At 42.8% G+C, this 21,645-nt stretch carries 21 protein-coding genes; 10 read left to right on the forward strand and 11 right to left on the reverse strand.

Annotation, left to right across the window (positions count from 1 at the left end; all coding sequences use genetic code 11):
- Positions 1–60 precede the first annotated feature (60 nt).
- From ACWQ4X_RS14700 to ACWQ4X_RS14715, 4 genes are all read right to left on the reverse strand, one after another.
- Complete coding sequence (locus ACWQ4X_RS14700) at positions 61–318, reverse strand: GlsB/YeaQ/YmgE family stress response membrane protein (RefSeq protein WP_457904149.1); 258 nt, start codon at positions 316–318, stop codon at positions 61–63.
- A gap of 210 nt (positions 319–528) precedes the next feature.
- A complete protein-coding gene (gene hpt, locus ACWQ4X_RS14705; protein WP_100242846.1) occupies positions 529–1,056 on the reverse strand; it encodes a hypoxanthine phosphoribosyltransferase in 528 nt (175 codons plus the stop codon).
- 204 nt (positions 1,057–1,260) lie between these two features.
- Positions 1,261–2,580 carry a guanine deaminase gene (gene guaD, locus ACWQ4X_RS14710; RefSeq protein WP_457904150.1) on the reverse strand — a complete coding sequence of 440 codons (1,320 nt, stop codon included), beginning with the start codon at positions 2,578–2,580 and terminating at the stop codon, positions 1,261–1,263.
- 53 nt (positions 2,581–2,633) lie between these two features.
- Complete coding sequence (locus ACWQ4X_RS14715) at positions 2,634–3,689, reverse strand: Rieske 2Fe-2S domain-containing protein (protein WP_457904151.1); 1,056 nt, start codon at positions 3,687–3,689, stop codon at positions 2,634–2,636.
- Positions 3,690–3,805: 116 nt separating this feature from the next.
- On the opposite strand from ACWQ4X_RS14715, the gene ACWQ4X_RS14720 reads away from it, so the two are divergent.
- Entirely contained in the window at positions 3,806–4,411 is a 606-nt protein-coding gene (locus ACWQ4X_RS14720) for a nucleotidyltransferase family protein (protein ID WP_457904152.1), read from the forward strand.
- A gap of 64 nt (positions 4,412–4,475) precedes the next feature.
- Here the strand turns inward: ACWQ4X_RS14720 and ACWQ4X_RS14725 are convergent, their stop codons facing one another.
- Positions 4,476–5,438 (reverse strand): TerC family protein, encoded by a 963-nt coding sequence (locus tag ACWQ4X_RS14725; RefSeq protein ID WP_457904153.1) that lies wholly within the window; start codon positions 5,436–5,438, stop codon positions 4,476–4,478.
- A 648-nt stretch (positions 5,439–6,086) separates the two neighbouring features.
- Here ACWQ4X_RS14725 and ACWQ4X_RS14730 point away from each other — a divergent pair.
- Positions 6,087–6,371, forward strand: a complete 285-nt coding sequence (locus tag ACWQ4X_RS14730; RefSeq protein ID WP_142769866.1) for a GNAT family N-acetyltransferase — start codon at positions 6,087–6,089, stop codon at positions 6,369–6,371.
- A gap of 63 nt (positions 6,372–6,434) precedes the next feature.
- Here the strand turns inward: ACWQ4X_RS14730 and mpl are convergent, their stop codons facing one another.
- Complete coding sequence (mpl, locus tag ACWQ4X_RS14735) at positions 6,435–7,802, reverse strand: UDP-N-acetylmuramate:L-alanyl-gamma-D-glutamyl-meso-diaminopimelate ligase (RefSeq protein WP_457904154.1); 1,368 nt, start codon at positions 7,800–7,802, stop codon at positions 6,435–6,437.
- 254 nt (positions 7,803–8,056) lie between these two features.
- Between mpl and ACWQ4X_RS14740 the strand changes: the two genes are divergently transcribed.
- The 4 genes from ACWQ4X_RS14740 (at position 8,057) to ACWQ4X_RS14755 (ending at position 12,310) form a co-directional block, all read left to right on the forward strand.
- Positions 8,057–8,395 (forward strand): DMT family protein, encoded by a 339-nt coding sequence (locus ACWQ4X_RS14740; RefSeq protein WP_100242840.1) that lies wholly within the window; start codon positions 8,057–8,059, stop codon positions 8,393–8,395.
- A 292-nt stretch (positions 8,396–8,687) separates the two neighbouring features.
- Entirely contained in the window at positions 8,688–9,203 is a 516-nt protein-coding gene (gene purE / locus ACWQ4X_RS14745; protein WP_026441188.1) for a 5-(carboxyamino)imidazole ribonucleotide mutase, read from the forward strand.
- A gap of 15 nt (positions 9,204–9,218) precedes the next feature.
- Entirely contained in the window at positions 9,219–10,340 is a 1,122-nt protein-coding gene (locus ACWQ4X_RS14750) for a 5-(carboxyamino)imidazole ribonucleotide synthase (protein WP_374530577.1), read from the forward strand.
- Between the two features lie 671 nt (positions 10,341–11,011).
- Positions 11,012–12,310, forward strand: coding sequence for a lytic murein transglycosylase (locus ACWQ4X_RS14755; RefSeq protein WP_457904155.1), 1,299 nt, complete (start codon positions 11,012–11,014; stop codon positions 12,308–12,310).
- Positions 12,311–12,357: 47 nt separating this feature from the next.
- Here the strand turns inward: ACWQ4X_RS14755 and ACWQ4X_RS14760 are convergent, their stop codons facing one another.
- The 5 genes from ACWQ4X_RS14760 to ACWQ4X_RS14780 all read right to left on the reverse strand — a co-directional run bounded on the left by ACWQ4X_RS14760 (position 12,358) and on the right by ACWQ4X_RS14780 (position 17,535).
- Positions 12,358–12,735, reverse strand: a complete 378-nt coding sequence (locus tag ACWQ4X_RS14760; protein ID WP_100242837.1) for a hypothetical protein — start codon at positions 12,733–12,735, stop codon at positions 12,358–12,360.
- 118 nt (positions 12,736–12,853) lie between these two features.
- Complete coding sequence (locus tag ACWQ4X_RS14765) at positions 12,854–13,753, reverse strand: matrixin family metalloprotease (protein ID WP_457904156.1); 900 nt, start codon at positions 13,751–13,753, stop codon at positions 12,854–12,856.
- 116 nt (positions 13,754–13,869) lie between these two features.
- Complete coding sequence (gene dnaK, locus ACWQ4X_RS14770) at positions 13,870–15,813, reverse strand: molecular chaperone DnaK (RefSeq protein ID WP_100242835.1); 1,944 nt, start codon at positions 15,811–15,813, stop codon at positions 13,870–13,872.
- A gap of 120 nt (positions 15,814–15,933) precedes the next feature.
- Positions 15,934–16,482 carry a nucleotide exchange factor GrpE gene (gene grpE, locus ACWQ4X_RS14775; RefSeq protein WP_457904157.1) on the reverse strand — a complete coding sequence of 183 codons (549 nt, stop codon included), beginning with the start codon at positions 16,480–16,482 and terminating at the stop codon, positions 15,934–15,936.
- A 174-nt stretch (positions 16,483–16,656) separates the two neighbouring features.
- Entirely contained in the window at positions 16,657–17,535 is an 879-nt protein-coding gene (locus ACWQ4X_RS14780) for a LysR family transcriptional regulator (RefSeq protein WP_457904158.1), read from the reverse strand.
- 108 nt (positions 17,536–17,643) lie between these two features.
- Here ACWQ4X_RS14780 and ACWQ4X_RS14785 point away from each other — a divergent pair, with 108 nt between their 5' ends.
- The 4 genes from ACWQ4X_RS14785 to ACWQ4X_RS14800 all read left to right on the forward strand — a co-directional run bounded on the left by ACWQ4X_RS14785 (position 17,644) and on the right by ACWQ4X_RS14800 (position 21,337).
- A complete protein-coding gene (locus ACWQ4X_RS14785) occupies positions 17,644–18,498 on the forward strand; it encodes an MBL fold metallo-hydrolase (protein ID WP_457904163.1) in 855 nt (284 codons plus the stop codon).
- Positions 18,499–19,038: 540 nt separating this feature from the next.
- Positions 19,039–19,275 (forward strand): hypothetical protein, encoded by a 237-nt coding sequence (locus ACWQ4X_RS14790; RefSeq protein WP_142769856.1) that lies wholly within the window; start codon positions 19,039–19,041, stop codon positions 19,273–19,275.
- Positions 19,276–19,540: 265 nt separating this feature from the next.
- The gene (locus ACWQ4X_RS14795) at positions 19,541–20,602 is read left to right on the forward strand and encodes an alpha/beta hydrolase (RefSeq protein WP_457904159.1); all 1,062 of its coding nucleotides are present in this window, start codon (positions 19,541–19,543) and stop codon (positions 20,600–20,602) included.
- A 165-nt stretch (positions 20,603–20,767) separates the two neighbouring features.
- Positions 20,768–21,337, forward strand: a complete 570-nt coding sequence (locus ACWQ4X_RS14800; protein ID WP_457904160.1) for a peptidylprolyl isomerase — start codon at positions 20,768–20,770, stop codon at positions 21,335–21,337.
- The last annotated feature ends 308 nt before the right edge of the window (positions 21,338–21,645 follow it).

The following is a 21,645-nucleotide window of genomic DNA, read 5'->3' on the forward strand; positions in this document are numbered from 1 at the left end:
ATCAATCGCTGTTAAAAGCCTTTTCATGTGTCACGTGAAAAGGCTTTTTTTATGGCAGCTTTAAGCGTGAGATTTCTTATTGAACAGGTTATAGATAAATAAAATAAGAATTGCACCAATTATGGAGGCGAAGAATCCCGCTGCGACATTGTCGGCATAGAGTCCGAGCATACGTCCACCATAAGTGGCAAGCAAGGAACCTGCAATCCCTAACAGGGTGGTAACCAAAAAGCCTGCCTTGTCATCCCCTGGATGAATGGCACGTGCAATCAGACCCGCAACAAAACCAACGAAAATCGCAACAATCAGTGACCACATAGTGTTCTCCTTGTTGTTCTGTTTGAATGAATGATTAAGTGAACAGGAATAGTTTGGCGGCTAAGCAGGTTTGATTAAAGCCTCATCCTGCAAGGGAATGTGGTGTTTTTGTGTGAGTGTGTTGCACAATTATCAGGTATAAAAAAAGCCTTTTAAATACAGTTGATTTACCGTATTAAAAGGCTTTTTCAGAGGTGCTTGATCTAAGACTTAGAGACCAATTTCACCAATAAATGGAATGTGGCGATACTTTTGATCGTAATCGAGACCATAACCCACAATAAACTTGTCTTCGACTTCAAAGCCCAAGAATTTAACGTCTAAATCAATTTCACGGCGTGAAGGCTTGCTGACCAACGTACAGAGTTCAATCGAGTTGGGTTCACGTGTTTGCAAGATTTCAAGCACTTTGCTGAGGGTATGCCCAGAGTCGATAATGTCTTCGACAACCAGCACATCTTTACCACGAATTTCACCGTCTAGATCTTTCAAAATTTTCACGTCACGGCTAGACACTGTAGATTTGCCATAGCTTGAAACGGTCATAAAATCGAGTTCATGCGGTTTTTCAATTGTTCGGCATAAATCAGCCATAAAAATAACGGAACCACGTAATAAGCCAATTAAAACGAGTTCTTTATCGCTTTCGGCATAGTGGGCATTAATTTTAGCACCAAGCGCTTGAACTTTTGCTTGGATCTCTTCAGCTGAAATCATTACGCTCATTTGAACGGTCATGGGCAGATACCTAAAAATCAAAAATAAAAAAGGCGTTGACCTGCAACACCTCAAAATATGCATTTATTTTAATACATCTTCTAAGCAGATGCACCCTTTGTTGTCTGTTTTTTGCTCGCACCATGATGATCGTGTCGGAGGATGAGCGTGCCTGCAAGCAAGAACAGGCACAGTTTTAACTTGGGTATTGCGGGTGCAATTGGCTTATTCAGGCTGGACATAGGCCGCTTGACCGTAGACATAGGTCGCGTGAATATTACGGTCATCACCCATGGTCATCAACGCAAATAAGGCATCTTCAATGCCTTTGGCACGTTGTTGACGGAGAGACTGTAAAGCTGTGGCATGCAGATCCAGCACAATAAAATCGGCTTCTTTTCCGACATTAAAGTTACCCAGTTGATGATCTAGACTCAGTGACTTAGCACCGCCCAAAGTCGCGTGATACAGGGATTCAAAGGCAGACAACTTGTCGCCTTGCAGTTGTTGCACCTTATAAGCTTCATTTAGGGTTTGTAGTTGATTGAACGACGTCCCAGCGCCAATGTCAGTGCCTAAACCGACTTTCACTTGCTTTTCCCACGTCTTCTTCAATGGAAATAAACCACTGCCGAGGAACAGGTTCGAGGTTGGACAAAAGGCAATCGCTGAATCCGTGGCATGCATGCAATCCCATTCGTGCTCTTCCAAATGCACGCAGTGCGCAAACACTGAATGTGAACCTGTTAACCCATAGTGATGGTAAACATCTAAATAGCCTTGCTGTGCAGGGAACAATTCTTTGACCCATGCAATTTCATTTTTATTTTCACTCAAATGGGTGTGCACATAGACATCTGGATATTCGGCTTTGAGTTGCCCCGCCAGTTGTAATTGTTCGGGTGTAGACGTCGGTGCGAAACGTGGGGTAATCGCATATAGCGCACGCCCCTGCCCGTGCCATTTTTCAATTAGTGCTTTAGAGTCTGTATATGCACGTTCTGGTGTGTCACATAAGGCATCAGGTGCATGACGATCCATCATGACTTTGCCCGCAATCAAGCGCATGTGATGACGTTGTGCTGCTTCAAATAAGGCATCGACAGATTCAGGATGCACGGTACAGAACACCAGTGCAGTGGTGGTACCGTTCTTCAGCAGTTCTTGCACAAAGAATTCGGCAATTTGAGCTGCATAAGCCGCATCGGCAAACTGCATTTCGGTGGGGAAAGTATAGGTATTTAACCATTCCAACAGTTGTTCGCCGTAGGCACCGACCATTTCCGTTTGCGGAAAATGAATGTGGGTATCGATAAAGCCAGGCACAATCAATTTTTCAGGATAATGCTGGATGGCAACACCCTCTGGCAGATGTGCAGCAGCATCCTGCCAAGCGCCAAACCATTTGATTTTTCCAGCTTCACTGATGAGCACGCCATCTTCTATATAACGTACCTGCTCGGCAATATCCGCAGCGTGTGCAACTAAATTTTGAATATCTAAAAAACGACCGCGAACCACAGTGGTCTGCAACAATGAAGACATGGAAAATCTACAACTTTTACTTTTTTCGATTGATTGTACCTGAAAATGCCCAACTAAACTGTATAACGTTGACTGAGTCCCCACTCGGCTAAAATACGGCGATACATGGTGGATGAACGATCGGCTTCAAAATGGGCTTCCATTCTTAAATCCAGTGGTAGTTCTTCAGGTTTTTGTGATTCCACCATGTCTTGGTCTTCGGCAAAGATTTGTGCATTAAAGGCATAGACTGATGCCAAATCCCCAGTTTGGTCAAAATTTCGGGTGATCGGGACAAATAAGCGGGTTTGATTGTGGGACACTGGACAGCAGGCATTCAGAATTTTCAGCACGCCACCATTCGGAAAATCAATACTTAGAATGGCGGAAAATGGTGGATAGACCTCAAAGGTTCGCACCCATAAAAAATCTGCGGGTGCCAAGTGCTGCAAGCCATGTGGATAATTACTGACATTGCTGATATACACGGTTTTTAGACCATACTCGGTACGTTCAGTCTGGTATTTCGGAACCACAGGATTTTCACGATTGGCAAAGGCTTGATGATGCACCCAAGCAAAATGCGCCACATCAATAAAGCCTTCCAGTTGCCGACCACTCGATCCTGCAATATCCACAGAGGGCGGTAAAATCGATTGATGCTCTGCATGATCCCATGTATCTAGCACAGGAATATTGGTTTGCGTGAGATCACGTGCATGTAGACTGGTCCAGACCAAACCATAACGTAAAATCACGGGAAACTGGGTCAAACTGAAACGTTCTGAAATGGTCTTTAAATCTGGCTGAGCGGGAATTTTGGTACATTTGCCTGCACTGTTATAGCGTAAACCGTGATAGGGACAAATAATCTCCTCCTCTTCGACCCAGCCTTTGGACAAAGGCACGCCACGATGCGGGCATACATCACGAACTAGATGAATGTGACCCGCTTCCGTTTGATAGAGTGCTATGTTCACATCCAATAAAGTCACGCGCTGCGGTTGCGTGCTGACATCTTGAATACGGGCAATCGGATACCAATACTGCGCCAGAATGTCCCAGTCTTGTGCGATAAATTGACTATGGCAAGGCATGGCAATCGGGTTCAAGGTTGGAATAGTATTCATACTGTACGCTCATCAACCAGTTTGATTTGAATGAAGCAAATTCTTTGCCAAGCCATTCTGATCCAGTCAAGAGATGCGGTGTCGGCGGTATGTTTTAGCGCAAACAGGACAATGTGATGCAGGCAAAAACTGAAAGCTTAGATCGACAGAACATTAGAGCATTGGAACAGATGCTGCGGCAGCATGCTGCACTGTGGCAATGTTTGGAACTTCTGCGCAGCTTGCACCCTGATGCCTATATTTGTGCAGGTGCTTTAAGAAACTTGGTCTGGTCAAATTTGCATGAGCAGGCATGGGTGTTGGAACAGAGTGAAATCGATGTGATTTTTTATGATCCGAACGACCCTGAAGATCAGGTGGCGAAGCGGCTGGAACAGCAACTTCAGGCACATTGTCCGAAGTACCTTTGGGATGTGGTCAATCAAGCCAATGTGCATCGCTGGTACACCCATGCAGATGGGCAGTCGATTGCGGCTTATACCTCCTTGTTTGAGGCTATTTCGATGTGGCCCGAAACAGCGACGGCAGTGGCCGTGCGCTTGTGTGTAGATGGACAATTAGAAGTAGTTGCACCTTTGGGGCTTGCAGATTTATTTGAGTTAAAACTCCGTTGGAATCCTTGCATGGTCAGCCATGCGGTGTTTTTACAGCGGATGCAAAGTAAAGGCTTTCTACACAAGTGGCCCAAACTGCGTTGGGTGAAAGAGCATGTTGTGGATTGAAACAGACATAAAAAAGACAGACTTAGTGGACTAAATCTGTCTTTCTGAGATTCATGCTTTCGGTTTAAGAGGATGAATGCTCTTGTTTCTTATTGTGGCGAACGGATAGCCATGCGGTAATGCTCAATACAATCACAATAAAGCTAAGAGAAATCCAGATTGGCATGTGGAACACATCTAGCATCAACATCTTGAAGCCAATAAACAACAGGATAATCCCGAGACCGTAGGGCAAGTAATGCATTTTCGATGCAGCACCCGAGAGCAAGAAGAACATTGCACGCAGACCTAAAATTGCCATCAAGTTTGCCGTCAAGACAATAAACGGATCACTGGTCACCGCAAAGATGGCAGGAATCGAATCCACCGCAAAAATCACATCAGATGCTTCAACCAGAATCAGCACCAAGAATAATGGGGTAAACCACAACACACCATTTTGACGGATAAAGAATTTATCACCTTGCAGTTGCGGGGTAATGCGTAAATGCTTACGTAACCATTTCAAAATGGCCATGTTTTCGATATCGGGTTCGTCATCCTGCCCTTTCAGGAATTTGAAACCTGTATAGACCAAGAACGCGCCGAATAGGTACAAAATCCAAGAGAATTCTTGAACAAACCAAGCACCAATGAAAATAAAGATGGTACGCAGTACAATGGCACCGAGTACGCCGTAAAGTAAGATTTTGCGCTGTAATGCAGGTGGAATCGCAAAAGCTGCAAAAATCATTAACCAAACGAAGACGTTATCAATCGCGAGGGATTTTTCCAGTAAATAACCCGCGATATATTCCATGGTTTTTTGGTTGGCAATCGTAACGCCCACGGTTTGCTGTAAATACAGCCAGAGACCGCCAGCGAACAACATCGCCACAGTGACCCAAGCAATACTCCAGTAAGCTGCCGTTTTAATGGCAACCTGTTGTCCTTGCTTTTGTTTAAATCCAAGAAAGTCGATCAACAGCATGATAATCACAATGCCGAAGAACGCTAAATACAGCCATAAATTGCCGATAGATTCCATATAAAATCCTCAACATCTGGCAAATGGCCACAAAAAAACCTTGACCTGTTGCCAGATGATACAAACATCTGTGTCAACATGATCAAGGTCTTGCCTACATTACTTTGAGTAATGCTCAGATACCGACTTTTTGCAAAGTGTAATGACGATATTCTGACACGTCAGCACGCTGTGCTGCAGCTGACGTCTGGAGGAGGCTACTCCCCTTGTTCAAATTCTGTATTGGACTGTGTCCAAATGATGCGGCAAGAATCGCATATTTTGTACAAAAGTGCAAATCTAAAACGAAGTTGACTCATGTAAGACTCAGAGCATTGATCTGAGTGGGCAAGCAAAGTTTATTCTTGGTTTAGGGTTTAAATATTAAGATCTATAGGGAACTGTGTTGTCATATTGGGCAATCACTTTGGCCAATAACGAACCACAGAGCATTAAAACAAAATAAATTAACATGCCGCTGCTCCTGTGCGTGCTACATGCTTAGCATAGAAATAAAGCACAGGAAGCTTCATCCCTGAAACTGGTGATTTATTGCGCAAGGTGTAACCAGATTTTAAACTTTGGTCGACGGATATAAAAACTGGGTATTTTTTCTGCATTGCTTATGGCATGTTAGCTGTAATTTTTCCAAATTAAGGATCGCTGAGCATGCAATTCCAACATCAAAATAATGCGCAAAAGGGTGAGTTTTTTCTAAATGATGCTGCGGGTCAGCGGATTGCTGAAATTACATATCTATGGCGTGATGCCGCTACAATTGTGGCAGACCATACTTGGGTGGATGACAGTTTGCGCGGGCAAGGTGTAGCACGTCAGTTGCTGGATGTTTTGGTGGAATATGCGCGTGAACAACAGTTAAAAATCGTACCTGTGTGTTCTTATGTGGATGTGATGTTTAAACGTGATCAAAGCCTATTGGATGTTGCGGCATAACCCTCGTCACATGCTCAAAAAATAAAAAAAGCCCGCTTGCAGCGGGCTTTTTCAGTTCAGTATTTATTGTGTTTCTAAGGCATGAATTAGTTTTTGATGTAGACCACCAAAGCCACCATTCGACATGATCACCACAGCATCGCCCTCACCTGCTTCAGTCAGCACGGTTTGAATAATGTCTTCCAGAGAACGTGCAACTACGGCTTTATTTGGCGCTGCATCCACCACAGGCTGCAAGTCCCAGTCTAAACCTTCAGGTTGATACCAGATCACTTCATCAGCCAAGCGTGCTGAATAAGCGAGTCCATCTTTATGGCTGCCCATACGCATGGTGTTTGAGCGTGGTTCAATAATCGCCCACAATTTACGCTCGCCTAAGCGTTTACGCGCGCCATCTAGCGTGGTTTCAATGGCTGTAGGGTGATGCGCAAAGTCATCATAAACTTCAATACCCTGAATGGTGCCAAGTAGCTCCATACGACGTTTAACCCCACCAAAATTGGACAAGGCTTCACAAGCCGTTTCAATCGCCACACCCACATGTTCAGCCGCAGCTATAGTGGCTAAGGCATTCGCGACCGAATGCTGCCCTGTCATATTCCATTTTACTTCGCCTTTAACCACGCCATGCTGTAAGACTTTAAAGTGTGAACCATCTGCCGAAAGTTGTTCCGCAGACAGTGCTGCATCAGCATGCGCATCTAAAGAAGTACGCACTACAGGCGTCCAACAGCCCATTGCTAAAACTTCATCAATATTGGTTTCGGTAATGGGTGCAATAATGCGACCTTCACTTGGAATGGTACGGACCAAATGATGGAATTGTTTTTGAATAGCGGCCAAATCATCAAAAATGTCAGCATGGTCAAATTCAAGGTTGTTTAAAATCGCAGTTTTAGGATGATAGTGCACGAACTTAGAACGCTTATCGAAAAACGCCGAGTCATATTCATCGGCTTCGACACAGAAATATTTTCCAGCGCCTAAACGGGCACTTTCAGAAAAACCTAAAGGAACACCGCCAATTAAAAAGCCGGGTTCTAAGCCTGCTTGATCGAGTACCCACGCCAACATCGTAGTGGTAGTGGTCTTCCCATGCGTACCCGCAACACCCAGTACATGTTTACCTTGAAGCACATGATCCGCGAGGAATTGTGGTCCTGAAATATACGGAAGCCCTTCGTTCAACATATATTCCACGGCATCAATGCCGCGTTTCATGGCATTGCCGACAATGACTAAGTCCGGATGTGGTTGTAAATGACTACGATCATAGCCTTGCATCAAGGTAATGCCTGCATTTTCCAGTTGGGTCGACATTGGCGGATAGACGTTCAAATCAGAACCTGTCACCTTATGTCCTAAATCTCGCGCCAGTAACGCCAATGAACCCATAAAGGTGCCGCAAATACCCAAAATATGCAGATGCATTGATTTTTAACTCCACTGCTTTTTGACACAAAACTTCATGATTGGTGTTGTTGTCAGAATTGATTCGATTTGACAGCAACGATAGCAAGGCTCTTTGGGAAAAGATAGTTTTTCTTGTATCAATTTAGACCGCTGTTACAGCGTAAATTAACCGCAGATTAAAGCCGATAAAATCCCCTAAAATGGGCACTTTGGCGTATAATTTTCAGCCCATTCTTGGTCTTGATTGTGAATGTAGCCTAATGATACATACCATGCTCACTCCCTTTGCTCTGTTGGTGATTGCCAATTGCTTTATGACCTTGGCTTGGTATGGTCATCTGAAGTTTTTACATGGTGCGCCATTGTGGCAAGCCATTTTATTTGGCTGGTTGATTGCGCTACTGGAATATACCTTTATGATTCCTGCGACACGCTTATTATCTCAGGATGGCTGGTCTGTAGGTCAAATGAAAATTACCCAAGAAGTCATGACCTTAGTGATTTTTGTGCCTTTTATGATTTATCTATTTAAGCAACCGTTTAAGTTGGACTATCTCTGGGCAGGTTTTTGCCTATTGGGGTGTGTATATTTTGTATTTCGAAGTCAGTAAGTTTTATAGAGCAGAATTAAACTGTACGAATCTTGGTTTGAGCCGTTAACGACATTTAAGTTGCAAAATTGGCAGTAGAGCCGTCTCAATCATGCTTGGAGCGTTGCATTTGTTTATCCTCGGAATCATTTCCTTATTTTTATCGAAAAAAAAGCAAAAATATCTCACTCCTGCCCTGCATAAATTTTGGTGAGATGAAAAATCAGTCTATAATATCGGGCTTCTGAACCAGTTAAAGCTTGGCTCTCGTCGAGATTTATCCTCTTTCACACTAATCTCTGGAACATTAGCAATGAATGCGGCCGCAGCACAAGACGCTCAACCCCTCGTAGGAATTATCATGGGTTCTCAATCTGATTGGGCGACTCTCGAACACACTGCCAATATGCTTAAGCAACTTGGTGTCCCATTTGAAGCTGAAGTTGTTTCTGCACACCGTACCCCAGATCGTTTATTTGAATATGCTGAAACTGCACGTGATCGTGGTATTCAAGTGATTATTGCTGGCGCAGGTGGTGCAGCACATTTACCAGGTATGTGTGCGGCAAAAACCGACTTACCAGTGTTGGGTGTGCCAGTAAAATCATCTATTTTAAATGGTGTTGATTCACTGCTTTCTATTGTACAAATGCCAGCAGGTATTGCGGTGGGTACTTTGGCAATTGGTCCTGCAGGTGCAACCAATGCGGCCATTATGGCAGCACAAATTCTTGGTTTGACACGTCCAGAGATTGCTGAAAATGTAGCAAACTTCCGTGCAGCACAAACGGAAAAAGTGGCAAGCAATAATATTCCGGGTCAAGCTTAAAACGGGACACAGGTTATGAACAAAACCATCGGTATTTTTGGTGGTGGTCAATTGGGTCGCATGATGGCGCAAGCAGCATTGCCACTCAATATTCAATGTACCTTCTATGAAGCAGATACAGACTGCCCTTCTGCAGCTTTAGGTCAGGTGATTTCAAGTCAGACTGAACAAGGTCTGCAACAGTTTATTCAAAGCGCAGACGTGTTTAGTCTGGAATTTGAAAATACGCCGCTTGCGGATGTCGATCTTTTGACGCAAAGCAAAGCCATTCACCCGCCGCGCCAAGCTTTAGCGACTGCACAAAATCGTTTAATGGAAAAAGCCTTATTCGATCAATTGCAGATTCCTGTTGCGCCGTACCAAGCGGTGGACTCTTTGGAGAGTTTACAGCAAGCTGTGGCTGCGCTTGGTTTGCCTCTGGTGCTGAAAACAGCCACTGGCGGTTATGACGGTAAAGGTCAGTTTGTTCTGCGTAGCGAAGATCAAATTGAGCAAGCTTGGGCTGAATTGGGTCCAGCAAAAAGTCTGATTGCAGAAAGTTTTGTGACTTTCTCGCGTGAAGTATCCATCATTGCGGTGCGTGGTCAAGATGGTGAAGTGAAAACTTGGCCTTTGGCTGAAAACCATCACCACAACGGCATCTTGTCGCATTCGATTGTTCCTGCGCCGAACAGTGCAGATTTACAACCGGCTGCACAAGACTACATCACGCGTTTACTCAATCACCTGAACTATGTCGGCGTGCTCACGCTAGAATTGTTCGTGACAGAACAAGGCCTATTTGCCAATGAGATGGCGCCACGCGTGCACAACTCAGGTCACTGGTCGATTGAAGGTGCGGTGTGTTCGCAGTTTGAAAATCATATTCGTGCAGTTGCAGGCTTACCTTTGGGTTCAACCGAAGTGGTCCGCCCTACCGTAATGATCAATATCATTGGACAATATCCAAAATCGGAACAGGTTTTGGCATTAAATGGCGCACATCTGCATTTGTACAACAAAACGGAACGTGCAGGCCGCAAGATCGGTCACATCACGTTAATGCCAAATGACAGCACCCAATTGACCACTTTATGCCGTCAATTGGCGAAAATTTTGCCTGTGCCTTTAGCATTAAGCGAAGATATGACCATTTAAATCCTGAACTGTTTAGCAAAAAAGCGATCACTCTGTGGATCGCTTTTTTTATGTCAACGACTCAGGCATGCTACGCGACCCAGTATTGCAGTATTGCCTTTTATCGCAAATTTGAGCTTTTTATTGTGTCTGGGTTGAATGAAAAATAAGCTATAAATGCTCGGTTGTACTGAGTAAAGCATAAGAAAATAGAAAAATATTTTGAATTTAAAACTGGGTTTTACTGGAAAGTTTGAATTTAAATACCATGCAAAACCTCAATTGTGGATAAAATATTATGAATTTAAAGTGGGAGCACGCTTTTAAATTTATTTTTTAAATTTAAATATGCGATTTATGAATTTAAAACAGGGTTTTTGAATTCAAAAAGCACGCTCAAGTGTCATAATTTATGCTGAGTCTGCTTGGGCTGTGGGTGTTTGTGCTTTGAATTTAAAAAATACGGCTGTGGATAAGGTTTTTTAAATTCAAATCTCGAGTTTAAATTTAAAAGTGTGGTTTTGAATTCAAAGAATGCTTTTATTTGGATTGTGGATAATTATTTTAAATTTAAAAATGAAATATGAATTTAAAATTAAGAAAATGAATTCAAATTTTACGTTTCTTATCTGTCAATTTTGCGCTGGAGTGTTAAGGTAAGCGCATAATTTGAATTTAAAACGAAAGTGATGATGAAACGAATTAATTATTTTATTTTTGGATCCATTTTCTGGATTGCTGCGCCATCCCATGCGGAATTGATTATTAATGGTCAACCAGCTTCAGTTTCGACTTATAACAATAACTTAACAAAGCCAAGTGCTTACAGTTCCGAGAATAATTTTCAAGGTTGCTTGTCGAATTTACGTAGCCAGGCACTTGCTGCGGGGGTCAGTGCGAGCACTTATGACCGTTATACCCAAAATTTAACGCCTGATTATAGCGTGATTGATAAGTTGAATTATCAACCTGAATTTTCTACACCCATTTGGGATTATTTGTCAGGTCTGGTGGATGATGAACGTGTAGAGATGGGGCGACAAAAATTAGCTCAACATCGTGAAGTATTGAATCGCGTTGCCCAAGCCTATGGTGTGCCTGCTGAAACGGTGGTGGCAGTTTGGGGGGTGGAAAGTAATTTTGGAAATATTTCAGGGAGTTATCCTTTATTACAGGCCTTAGGGACTTTAAGTTGTGAAGGTCGCCGTCAAAGTTATTTCCGTGGTGAGTTTTTTGCCACCATGCGCATTTTACAGCGTGGTGATTTAAGCGAAGAGCAGTTACGCGGTTCGTGGGCAGGAGCATTTGGGCATACACAGTTTATGCCGTCTACCTATGAAGAATTAGCGGTTGATTTTGATGGTGATGGGCGCCGTGATTTGGTATCGAGTACCTCGGATGCCTTGGCATCGACTGCCAATTTTCTGACCAAGCGCGGCTGGCAAACGGGCATGCCGTGGGGTTTTGAGGTCACGACACCTGCAAGCTTGTCCATGTCAGGTGAAGGGCGTCGTAATAAGAAAAGTTTGTCGTATTGGATGAGTCAAGGTGTGCAACGTGTGGATGGCAGTGCCTTAATTCAGGGAAATTTATCTGAAAGTACCCCAGCAGGATTGCTGGCACCAGCAGGAGAAAATGGTCCTAAGTTCTTGGTCTTTAAAAATTTTGATGCGATTTATAGTTATAACGCGGCAGAAAGTTATGCCTTAGCCATTGCGCATTTATCCGATCGGTTACAAGGCAAGGGCGGGTTTCAACAAAGTTGGCCGACCAATGATGCAGGTACATCCCGTGCAGAGCGTCGTGAAATTCAGCAATATTTGCTCAATCGTGGGTATGACATTGGTAAAGTCGATGGTTTGATTGGTGATAAAACTCGACAAGCAATTCGTGATGAACAGATTCGTTTGGGTTTAAATCCGACAGGACGTGCAGGGCAACAGACTTTACGCGCTTTTCGTAATGAAAATGCCAAATTAATGATGAAGTAAAAAAGAAGATGACGGTGCTGCTGCACCGTCATCACATTTCCGATGGCTTATTCGGCTTCGATTGGATCGAGTTTCACCGCTTCTAGAATATCAAAAATCACAGTGGTGACATCCTGACTTAAATCACGGTTATTAAAAATTTCATGTGCGGTAATGGTGACATCTGTATCGCTTGGAAGTAGGCGTTGTTCTTCTTCAATCAGATGTTGAATCGGCAGCAAAGTCTGCTTGATTTCTAAATGCAAAATATCCTGAAATTCAATATTTTCATCTTCCAGTTCAATTTCTTGCTCATTGAAGTACGGCAGGATAATAGAGTGGAGATAAGGCTGAATTTCAATAATATCAAACAATTCCAAATCACGAGTCTGTTCAATTGTGCTGATATGATCATTCACTTCAATGAGAATATGGTAGTAACTCACATTGTTCTCCGCTCAGTTTGCTGTGTGGATGGTTCTATCACAATAGCATGAAATCCAATCTTTTGCTGCGCAAATCCAGCCAAAAGCCTTATAAAGTTTAAGGGTATTTTACAAGAAGTTATTGCCGTTCGGCTAATAACTGTAAATCCGCAGCCCTGAGCCGAAAATGCTGTAAATCCTGTTCCCCAAGCATGGGATACATCAAGGCTTCTGGGTCATTATGATGTGCCAGTCCCAAGGCGTGTCCCAACTCATGCGCGATGGTGAGTCTTAAATCATCATGCCCATCAAATTGATAGATTTCAATTTTATTGCCCATAAACACACCTTTATGGAATTCGCGCGCAGGAAAACGTTGCTGGGCTTGCACGATGTCCTGATTCAACTGTTGAATACTCAGGTTGTGTTGATCGACCTGCTGATTAAAGCTCTGATTTTGCTGTTGATAGTAGCGAACTTCCTGTTCGAATTGGGCAATTCTTTGCTGCAATTGTTGTTGCTGATCGCGCAGATTTCGCTGTTGAGCAGCTGATCTGGCATCAGCAAACTGGCTTTGTAGGTGATGATATTCAGCTTCTAATTGCTGTTTTTGTTGTGCTAAACGCTGCTGGCTAAATTCAAGCTGAGCGCGTGCATGTTCAATATTGTCCGATGAGCGTCCCGTTTGGTTCATGCTGTAATTCAGCTTTTGTTGGGTTTGTTTTAATGCATCTGCCTCTTGTTGGCGCTGATCATAGATCAGTTCAATACTGAGCTTGGCATTCGGATCATAAACAAACAGATCTTGCTGGGTACCTTGCTGCCAGATGCTTAAGGCTTCTTGGCTCAGTTGAATGACTTGCTCTTGTGTGAGCCCAAAACGTGGATCCACATTGCCAATTTTAAAGCGTAAGCGTTGATCAAAGGGATGCAGTATCCGATCCGACCAGGCGTTATAGCGTAGTTGAAAGTGTGTATGGCTTTGATAGCTGAGCCAAAGTAAAGCCAAGAAAAGTAGAGTAAGCCCAAGTCGATGCATAAATCATTTTTCTTTTTTATGTGTGCTTAATGTAGCGAAGAGTGCACGGTTTGGAAATATACAGCACCCAAAAATAAAAAAACCGCGCTTACGCGCGGTCTTTTCTATCTGACAAATTATTTTTTGTCATCTTTTACTTCAGTGAACTCAGCATCTACAACACCGTCGTCCGCTTTTTGTTGTTGACCCGCATCGCCACCTTGGAATGCATTTGGATCAAAACCTTGCGCGCCGCCCGCTTGTTGAGCCGCTTCGTATGCACGTTGACTGATTGGCATAATGATGTTTTGCAGCGCTTCAGTTTTCGCTTTAATGTCTTCTACATCGTTTTCTTTCGTAGAAGCTTCAAGCTCAGAAACTGCAGTTTCAATTGCTGTTTTTTCATCAGCAGTTACTTGTTCGCCAAGATCTTTGATGGCTTTTTGCGCGCTAGAAACAAGAGCATCTGCTTCGTTACGTGCTTTAGCAAGTTCTTCAAACTTACGATCTTCTTCCGCATTCGCTTCAGCATCTTTGATCATTGCTTCAATTTCAGCATCAGACAAACCTGAGTTTGCTTTGATCTGGATCGATTGCTCTTTACCTGTGCTCTTATCTTTCGCAGATACTTTTAAGATACCATCTGCGTTGATGTCGAACGATACTTCAATTTGTGGCACACCACGTGGCGCAGGTGGAATGTCGCCTAACTGGAAGTTACCCAACAATTTGTTTTGTTGAGCCATTTTACGTTCACCTTGGTAAACCGAAATGTCTACAGCAGGCTGGTTGTCAGCAGCGGTAGAGAACACTTGAGATTTCTTCGCAGGAATCGTGGTGTTTTTCTCAATGATCGGAGTCAATACGCCGCCCATTGTTTCGATACCTAAAGTTAACGGTGTTACGTCAAGTAAAAGAACGTCAGTTTTGTCACCAGACAATACTGCACCTTGAATCGCAGCACCAATTGCAACCGCTTCGTCAGGGTTCACGTCTTTACGTGGTTCTTTACCAAAGAATTCTTCAACTTTCTGTTGAACCATTGGCATACGCGACTGACCACCCACCAAGATGACGTCAGAGATGTCAGAAGTCGAAAGACCTGCATCTTTAAGCGCGATACGGCAAGGCTCAATGGTACGAGCTACTAAGTCAGCTACTAAACCTTCCAGTTTTGCACGTGTTACGTTGATCACTAAGTGTTTAGGACCAGTCGCATCAGCTGTGATGTATGGAAGGTTGATTTCAGTTGCGTTAGAAGAAGAAAGCTCGATTTTTGCTTTTTCAGCAGCTTCTTTCAAACGTTGTAACGCAAGTGGATCATTCTTCAAGTTAACGCTTTGCTCTTTCTTGAACTCTTCAACCAAGAATTCGATCAACGCATTGTCAAAGTCTTCACCGCCAAGGAAGGTATCACCGTTGGTCGACAATACTTCGATTTGTTGGTCGCCATCTAAGTCTGCGATTTCAATGATCGATACGTCGAAAGTACCGCCACCTAAGTCGTAAACCGCGATTTTACGGTCACCTTCTTTTTTGTCCATACCGAACGCAAGTGCCGCAGCAGTTGGTTCGTTGATGATACGTTTAACATCAAGACCAGCAATTTTACCTGCATCTTTCGTTGCTTGACGTTGTGCATCGTTAAAGTAAGCAGGAACGGTAATTACGGCTTCAGTAACGGTTTCGCCCAAGTAATCTTCTGCAGTTTTCTTCATCTTTTTCAAGATTTCAGCAGAGATTTGTTGTGGTGCAAGTTTCTTGTCGTTAACTTCAACCCAAGCATCACCATTGTCAGCTTTGATGATTTTGTAAGGTACGAGACCGATGTCTTTTTGTACCGCAGAATCTTCATAACGACGACCGATCAAACGTTTGATCGCGAATAATGTGTTTTTAGGGTTGGTTACTGCTTGACGCTTTGCAGATTGACCCACCAAGATTTCGCCATCTTTATACGCAATAATCGATGGAGTTGTGCGAGCGCCTTCAGCGTTCTCGATTACTTTAACTTTGTCGCCTTCAAGTACAGCAACACATGAGTTTGTAGTACCTAAGTCAATACCAATGATTTTAGCCATTAGATCTGTTCCTCAAAAATTTTTTGCAATGTTTTTGCTTGTTATCCGATATGAGAGCCGTTCAAAATTTTTCAAGTTATTTTTCTGAAAATTTTTCACAAACTCCCGTATTTATAGGGTTTATGCGCCTACCATCACCATCGCAGGGCGAAGTAAACGACCATTTAAGGTGTAACCTTTCTGTAAAACTGTGCCAATTTCGTTCGCTTTGGCATTTGGATCAATACCAACCGCTTGGTGCAAATCTGCATTGAAACCATTTTGAGTGTCTGCTTCGACCACACCAAATTTTTCAAGTGTCGTGAGTAAAGATTTCAACGTGAGTTTTACACCTTCAAGTACTGGCGTTTCTTCTGTACCAGCCGCTTGAATTGCACGCTCTAAATTGTCGACAGAGTCGAGTAATTCTTTCGCAAACTTTTCCAGTACCGTGTCTTTATGTTTTTCAGATTCGCGTTGAATGCGTTCTACGCTTTTCTGTGCTTCATAAACGGCATTGGCAGTGCGCGCTTTTTCCAGTTTTAGACTGTCTTCAAGCTTGCCGATTTGCGCCTGTAAATCTTCAACTGAAACGTCTGCTTGCTCGGTTTCAGCTTGAGTTTGCGCTGCTTGTTGGTCCGCTTGCTCTTGTTGAAGGTCTTGAGCTTGTTCGTTTTGCTCAGTTGTCATTGATTTACTCCGTTTAAAAGGGTTTTTAAACATGTACAGTCCTTTGGCGTCAGTATTCACTGGTTAATTCTGAACTGCCATGAGTTGTGAAATTCATGATTAGTAAAAGAGTTCGGGGCAGGGATGGAAAATTCAAGTTGTCGGCTTGATTAAATTTGCACTATTTCTGTTTTTTTAAGACAAATTGAAGTGTTGAGCCACAAATGCGATGAATTCTTGTGTTTTTTTACTTAAATGGCGACGCGATGAATACACCACAGACAATTGCATTTGCGGCAGGGCGTAGTCGGGTAGAATCTGAAGGAGCCGCTTTTGATGCAGTTCAGCTTGTACCAGTGCGGATGGCAACATGGCAATCCCTTGGGCGTGTTTACACAGTTCTAATAGGGCATAGGCATCGTTACTTTGAATCACACTGTTTAAGGCATAGTTCTGCGGTTTTTGGTTAATGGCATTCAAGGTCCAGACGGAATGCATGCTGTGATGCGTCAGACAGGTGTGTTGCAATAGTTGGTCGGGATGCTGAATTTCAGGTGCTTGAGCCAAATACTCAGGATGCGCGCATAGCACCGAGTCGATCGGAAATAAGGGGCGCGCAATTAAGCCTTCGGCAATTTTCGGACTGATACGAAAAGCCAGATCAATCTGCGCCTCAATTAAATCGAGCGTGTCTTCGGTCACCACAATATCAAACTGTACAAATGGAAACTGCTGACGGAAGCGTTGAATACATTCGGCTAGACCATTTTGTAATAGAAATAGTCCCGTGGTCAGGCGAATCATCCCTGTTTGTTGCTGATCTTGAGTCATTTCCAGCAGCAGTTGCTGTTGTTGCAAAATATTTTCACAGTAATGCAGCGCTTGTTCACCAGCAGCCGTGAGCGAGATTTTACGAGTATTGCGATGAAATAATCGGGCAGAAAAGTGATTTTCCAGATGCTCCAAATAGCGTGACACCATGGCGCGTGAAAAATTGAGCTGGTCTGCTGCTTTGGTCAAACTGCCTTGTTGGGCAATACAGACAAAGACCTGAATGGCTTTTAAGGTATCCATGTTTCTGATTTTTGTTGCAATATTTGCAACAGTTTATCTTAATCTAGGTGGTTTATTCGGCAAAAACTGAAACTTATAGTATTCAAAATCGAATCTGAGATGAATACCATGCAAGCCAAGTTTTATGCTGTTGCCTTAACAGCCTTAGCATTGAGTTCTACTGCGTATGCGCAAGACTTAAAAATTCATACATGTTTAGCCCAACCTGAACATTTTGGCGTGACATCTACCCTGATTGAAGGCGACAAAGAAGTCATGCTGGTGAATGCCCAATTTTCTAAGTCTGAAGCGCTACGAATTGCCGCAGATATTCTGGATCGAGGTAAAACCTTAAGCACCATTTTCGTCAGCTATGGTGATCCTGATTATTATTTTGGTTTGGATGTTTTTCAGCAGTATTTCCCCAAGGTGAAAATCATTGCAACGCCTGAAACCGTGCAACATATTCAGGCGACTCAGGCCTTGAAAGTGCAATACTGGGCACCACAAATGGGAGCAAATGCACCGAGCAAAATCATTGTACCTGAAGCATATACTGGTAAAACTTTAACGCTGGAAAATGAAGTGATTGCCATTAAAGGGCACAAGGAACTGACTTATTTATGGATTCCGAGTGCCAAAGCGGTGGTTGGGGGTATTCCAGTTTCATCGGGTATTCATCTATGGATGGCGGATACGCCAAGTGCTCAAGATCGTGCAGAAGTGCTGAAGACATTGGAATCGATCAAAGCGCTTCAGCCTGAAGTCGTTGTTCCTGCACATATGCAGGCGGGTGCTGCTGAAGGTCTAAATGCGGTGAACTTTTCCATCGATTATTTAAAGCAGTATGAAAAGGCCGTGAAAAAAAGCAAAAATACTGCTGCGTTAGTTCAAAGCATGCAGCAACAATATCCTGATTTAACAGAGTCTGGCAGCCTAGAATTAGGCGCGAAAGTGGTCAAAGGCGAGATGAAATGGCCTTAATCCATTCATTAAGAGCAAAAAGCGATCAAGTTAAACGAAATTAAATATTTCACAATTTTTATAGATTTTCTTAAGCTATGCCTTAGCAATCGCTGCTGTAGTTTCTGATAGATTGATTCAGAATCTGTTTTTAAGCTTATTCAACCTCCGAATAAGCTTTTTTTTTGTGAAATTGCGCAGAACTGCAATGTTTTATAGCAATTAAATGTCAATCACGTTGCAATGCGTCGGTTATGTGTTTGTTCCGCAACAATCATGACGTGTTTTATGACTAAACATCTCTCGGATTGATCTTGTTCTCAGGCAGGTGATAGAAGTGTGATGAAATTTAATTGAATAAAAATAGCAATTTGTATGCTTTATGATTTTTCTAAAAACAAATTAAGCCTGAATCGGTCTGTTTAAAAAACATTGCAGAACGCCACCAAGTCGTAAAAAACCGTAACGGTAGATGTGTGCAAAGTTCAGTAAAAACATCAATCCTAGTTCTCGCAAAGCTGGAGCAAGGCTTTGTGTATTTTATTTTCAAAGGAACTCTGTATGAAAAAAGTCGGTTTATTTTCTATTTCTATGTTAGCTATTTCAGTGCTTGCAGTGGGTTGTGCTTCAAAAGATCCTGTACAAGCGACTGAAACAGCTCAAATGTCGACTGGCGCTGAAGTGGGCGCACAAGGACAAGTTGGAATTGCAGCGCAGGCAGATGGATCTGCAAATATGAATGCTCCTCAGGCTCAAATGCAGGATATGCAGGCACAACCGCAATCAATGCAACAATAGTTGCGGGCTTAAGTTAACGCATATTTAGAGGAAAAGACAGTACTTGAATGAGGTGTACTGTCTGAATCTCTTTCACTGCTTATATATATTGTACTTGTTTTGGATTTAAAGCTTTGTATTGATGATTTTGACTTGAACTTGCAGAAAGAGTGTTAATGACAATATGCTTAAAGCAGATTATCTTTGTTGCAAAAGCCATAATTTAAGGTTGAGCTTTATTTCTTAAAGTTCACCGAAAGATAAAACAACAAGGAATAAGTCGTTTATGGGCGTATCAATACAAAAAGTCATGGAACAAAATCAAGGCACCGCAGCACGGCTGTTAGATAAGCTGCCCAATTTTGTACAGGAAAATATCGTCAAGGCCTTGGCTTATCCTTATCACTATCCCGAATTAGACCCTTTTCTTAAATGTTTGGTTGCCGTCCAGTATAAACAAAATAAAACAGGCTTTATTTCGGCAGATGCCCAGCACTCTCGTAAAGCCTTTGAATTGCAGAGCCAACTTCTGGCGGGAAAATCGACAGCTATTAAACAGGTGGAAGATTTACGCTTACCTTTACATAGCGGCACCATCTTTGCGCGCCACTATCATCCGGCTCCCAATAAAAAACTGCCTATGCTGGTGTTCTATCATGGCGGAGGTTTTGTCGTGGGTAGTATCGACAGTTATGATGAAGTTTGCCGTTTATTGGCGCGACATGCGAATGTACAAGTGCTCAGTATCGACTATCCATTGGCACCAGAAGCATCGCCGCATCAAATTGTCCAGAGTTGTGAAGATGCCTTGGCTTGGGTTTATCAAAACCGTAAACAGCTGAAGATTTTAAAAAATCGCATTGCAGTGGCAGGGGACAGTGCGGGCGGTAATTTAAGTGCAGTTGTGGCACAGCGCAGTGCGGGAAAAGCTTATGCGCCGCATGCTCAATTTCTGATTTATCCAGCTTTGGACTTCAAAAGTCGTCATCCGTCCTTCTTTGCCTATAAAGATGGCTTGATCTTAACGGGTGATGATGTGGATACCGTGACTGCGCATTATGCAATGCAACATCAAGTCGCACTGGATGATCCGATTATTTCGCCAACCTATGGCAATTTAAAAAAATTGGCATCTGCCTTTGTGGTCACCGCAGGGCATGATGTACTGCATGATGAAGCGGAGATTTATGCGCATAAACTTCGACATCAGGGCGTAAACGTGGCTCACCATGATTATCCCAACATGACCCATGGGTTTATCAATCTCGCAGGTTTATCCAGTACTGCAAAAAAGAACTATATCGAGATGAGTCGCAAGTTCCGAAAATTTTGGGATAAGCACAGTTAATACCACGTTGGAATATAAGTAGAGGGTTTCATTTGAACCCTCCAAAAACTAGAGAATGTTGTATTTTTTGTTGGGTAGATCAATAAAAGAAAGGCAAAACTACCTGAAACTTGAGAGTTGTGCTAAATATAACCAACCATAAAATACATCATAGGAACCCCTAACATGTTAAAGCAAAGCCTCGCGTTATTGACTGCAGCAACATTCAGTGTGTGTACATACGCAGCCAATACTCTGGTGGAAATGAAAACATCAATGGGAAATATTGAAATTGAGCTCTTTAATGATAAAGCACCAATTTCAGCAAAAAATTTTGAAGACTATGCAAAAGCAAATTTCTATAACGGCACTATTTTCCATCGTGTAATTCCAGGATTCATGATTCAGGGTGGTGGAATGGATGCCAACATGGTCGAAAAGCAAACCAAAGCACCGATCACCAACGAATCCTCAAATGGCTTGAAGAATACACGCGGCACATTGGCGATGGCGCGCACCAATAACCCCAATTCAGCCACCAGTCAGTTCTTTATTAACGTTGCAGACAATGATTTCTTAAATAAAGGCTCAATGAATGCTGGATATGCCGTCTTTGGTAAGGTGACAAAAGGGATGGATGTGGTCGATAAAATTGTAAAAGTGCCAACCACAAGCTTTGGCATGCACCAAGATGTACCGCAACAACCTGTGAAAATTCTGAATGTGAGCGTTAAACAGGCAAACCCAACAAAATAATGAAAAAATTCAGCAGAAATATTTTATTCATATTTCTGCTGTAGAATTAGTAGTTTATGGTAATAAAAGTATAATAATGAACCAAATTGGTGCGTAAAAATACAACACTCATGAAAACAGCGAGTTAAAAGTGCTTGCAAGGGTTTTTATTTCCCCTATAATGCACCCATACCGACGAGATAGGCGGAAACAAACGAAGCACGAAGTGCTGAGTTGTTTTAAATATCGAGTCCGGCATCTAATACTGACGAGGTATTAGATAGATCATTAAGAGATTATGAAGAACAACTTGTGTGGATTTTTACTGA

The organism is Acinetobacter sp. NigerLNRRAM0016 (assembly GCF_054112845.1).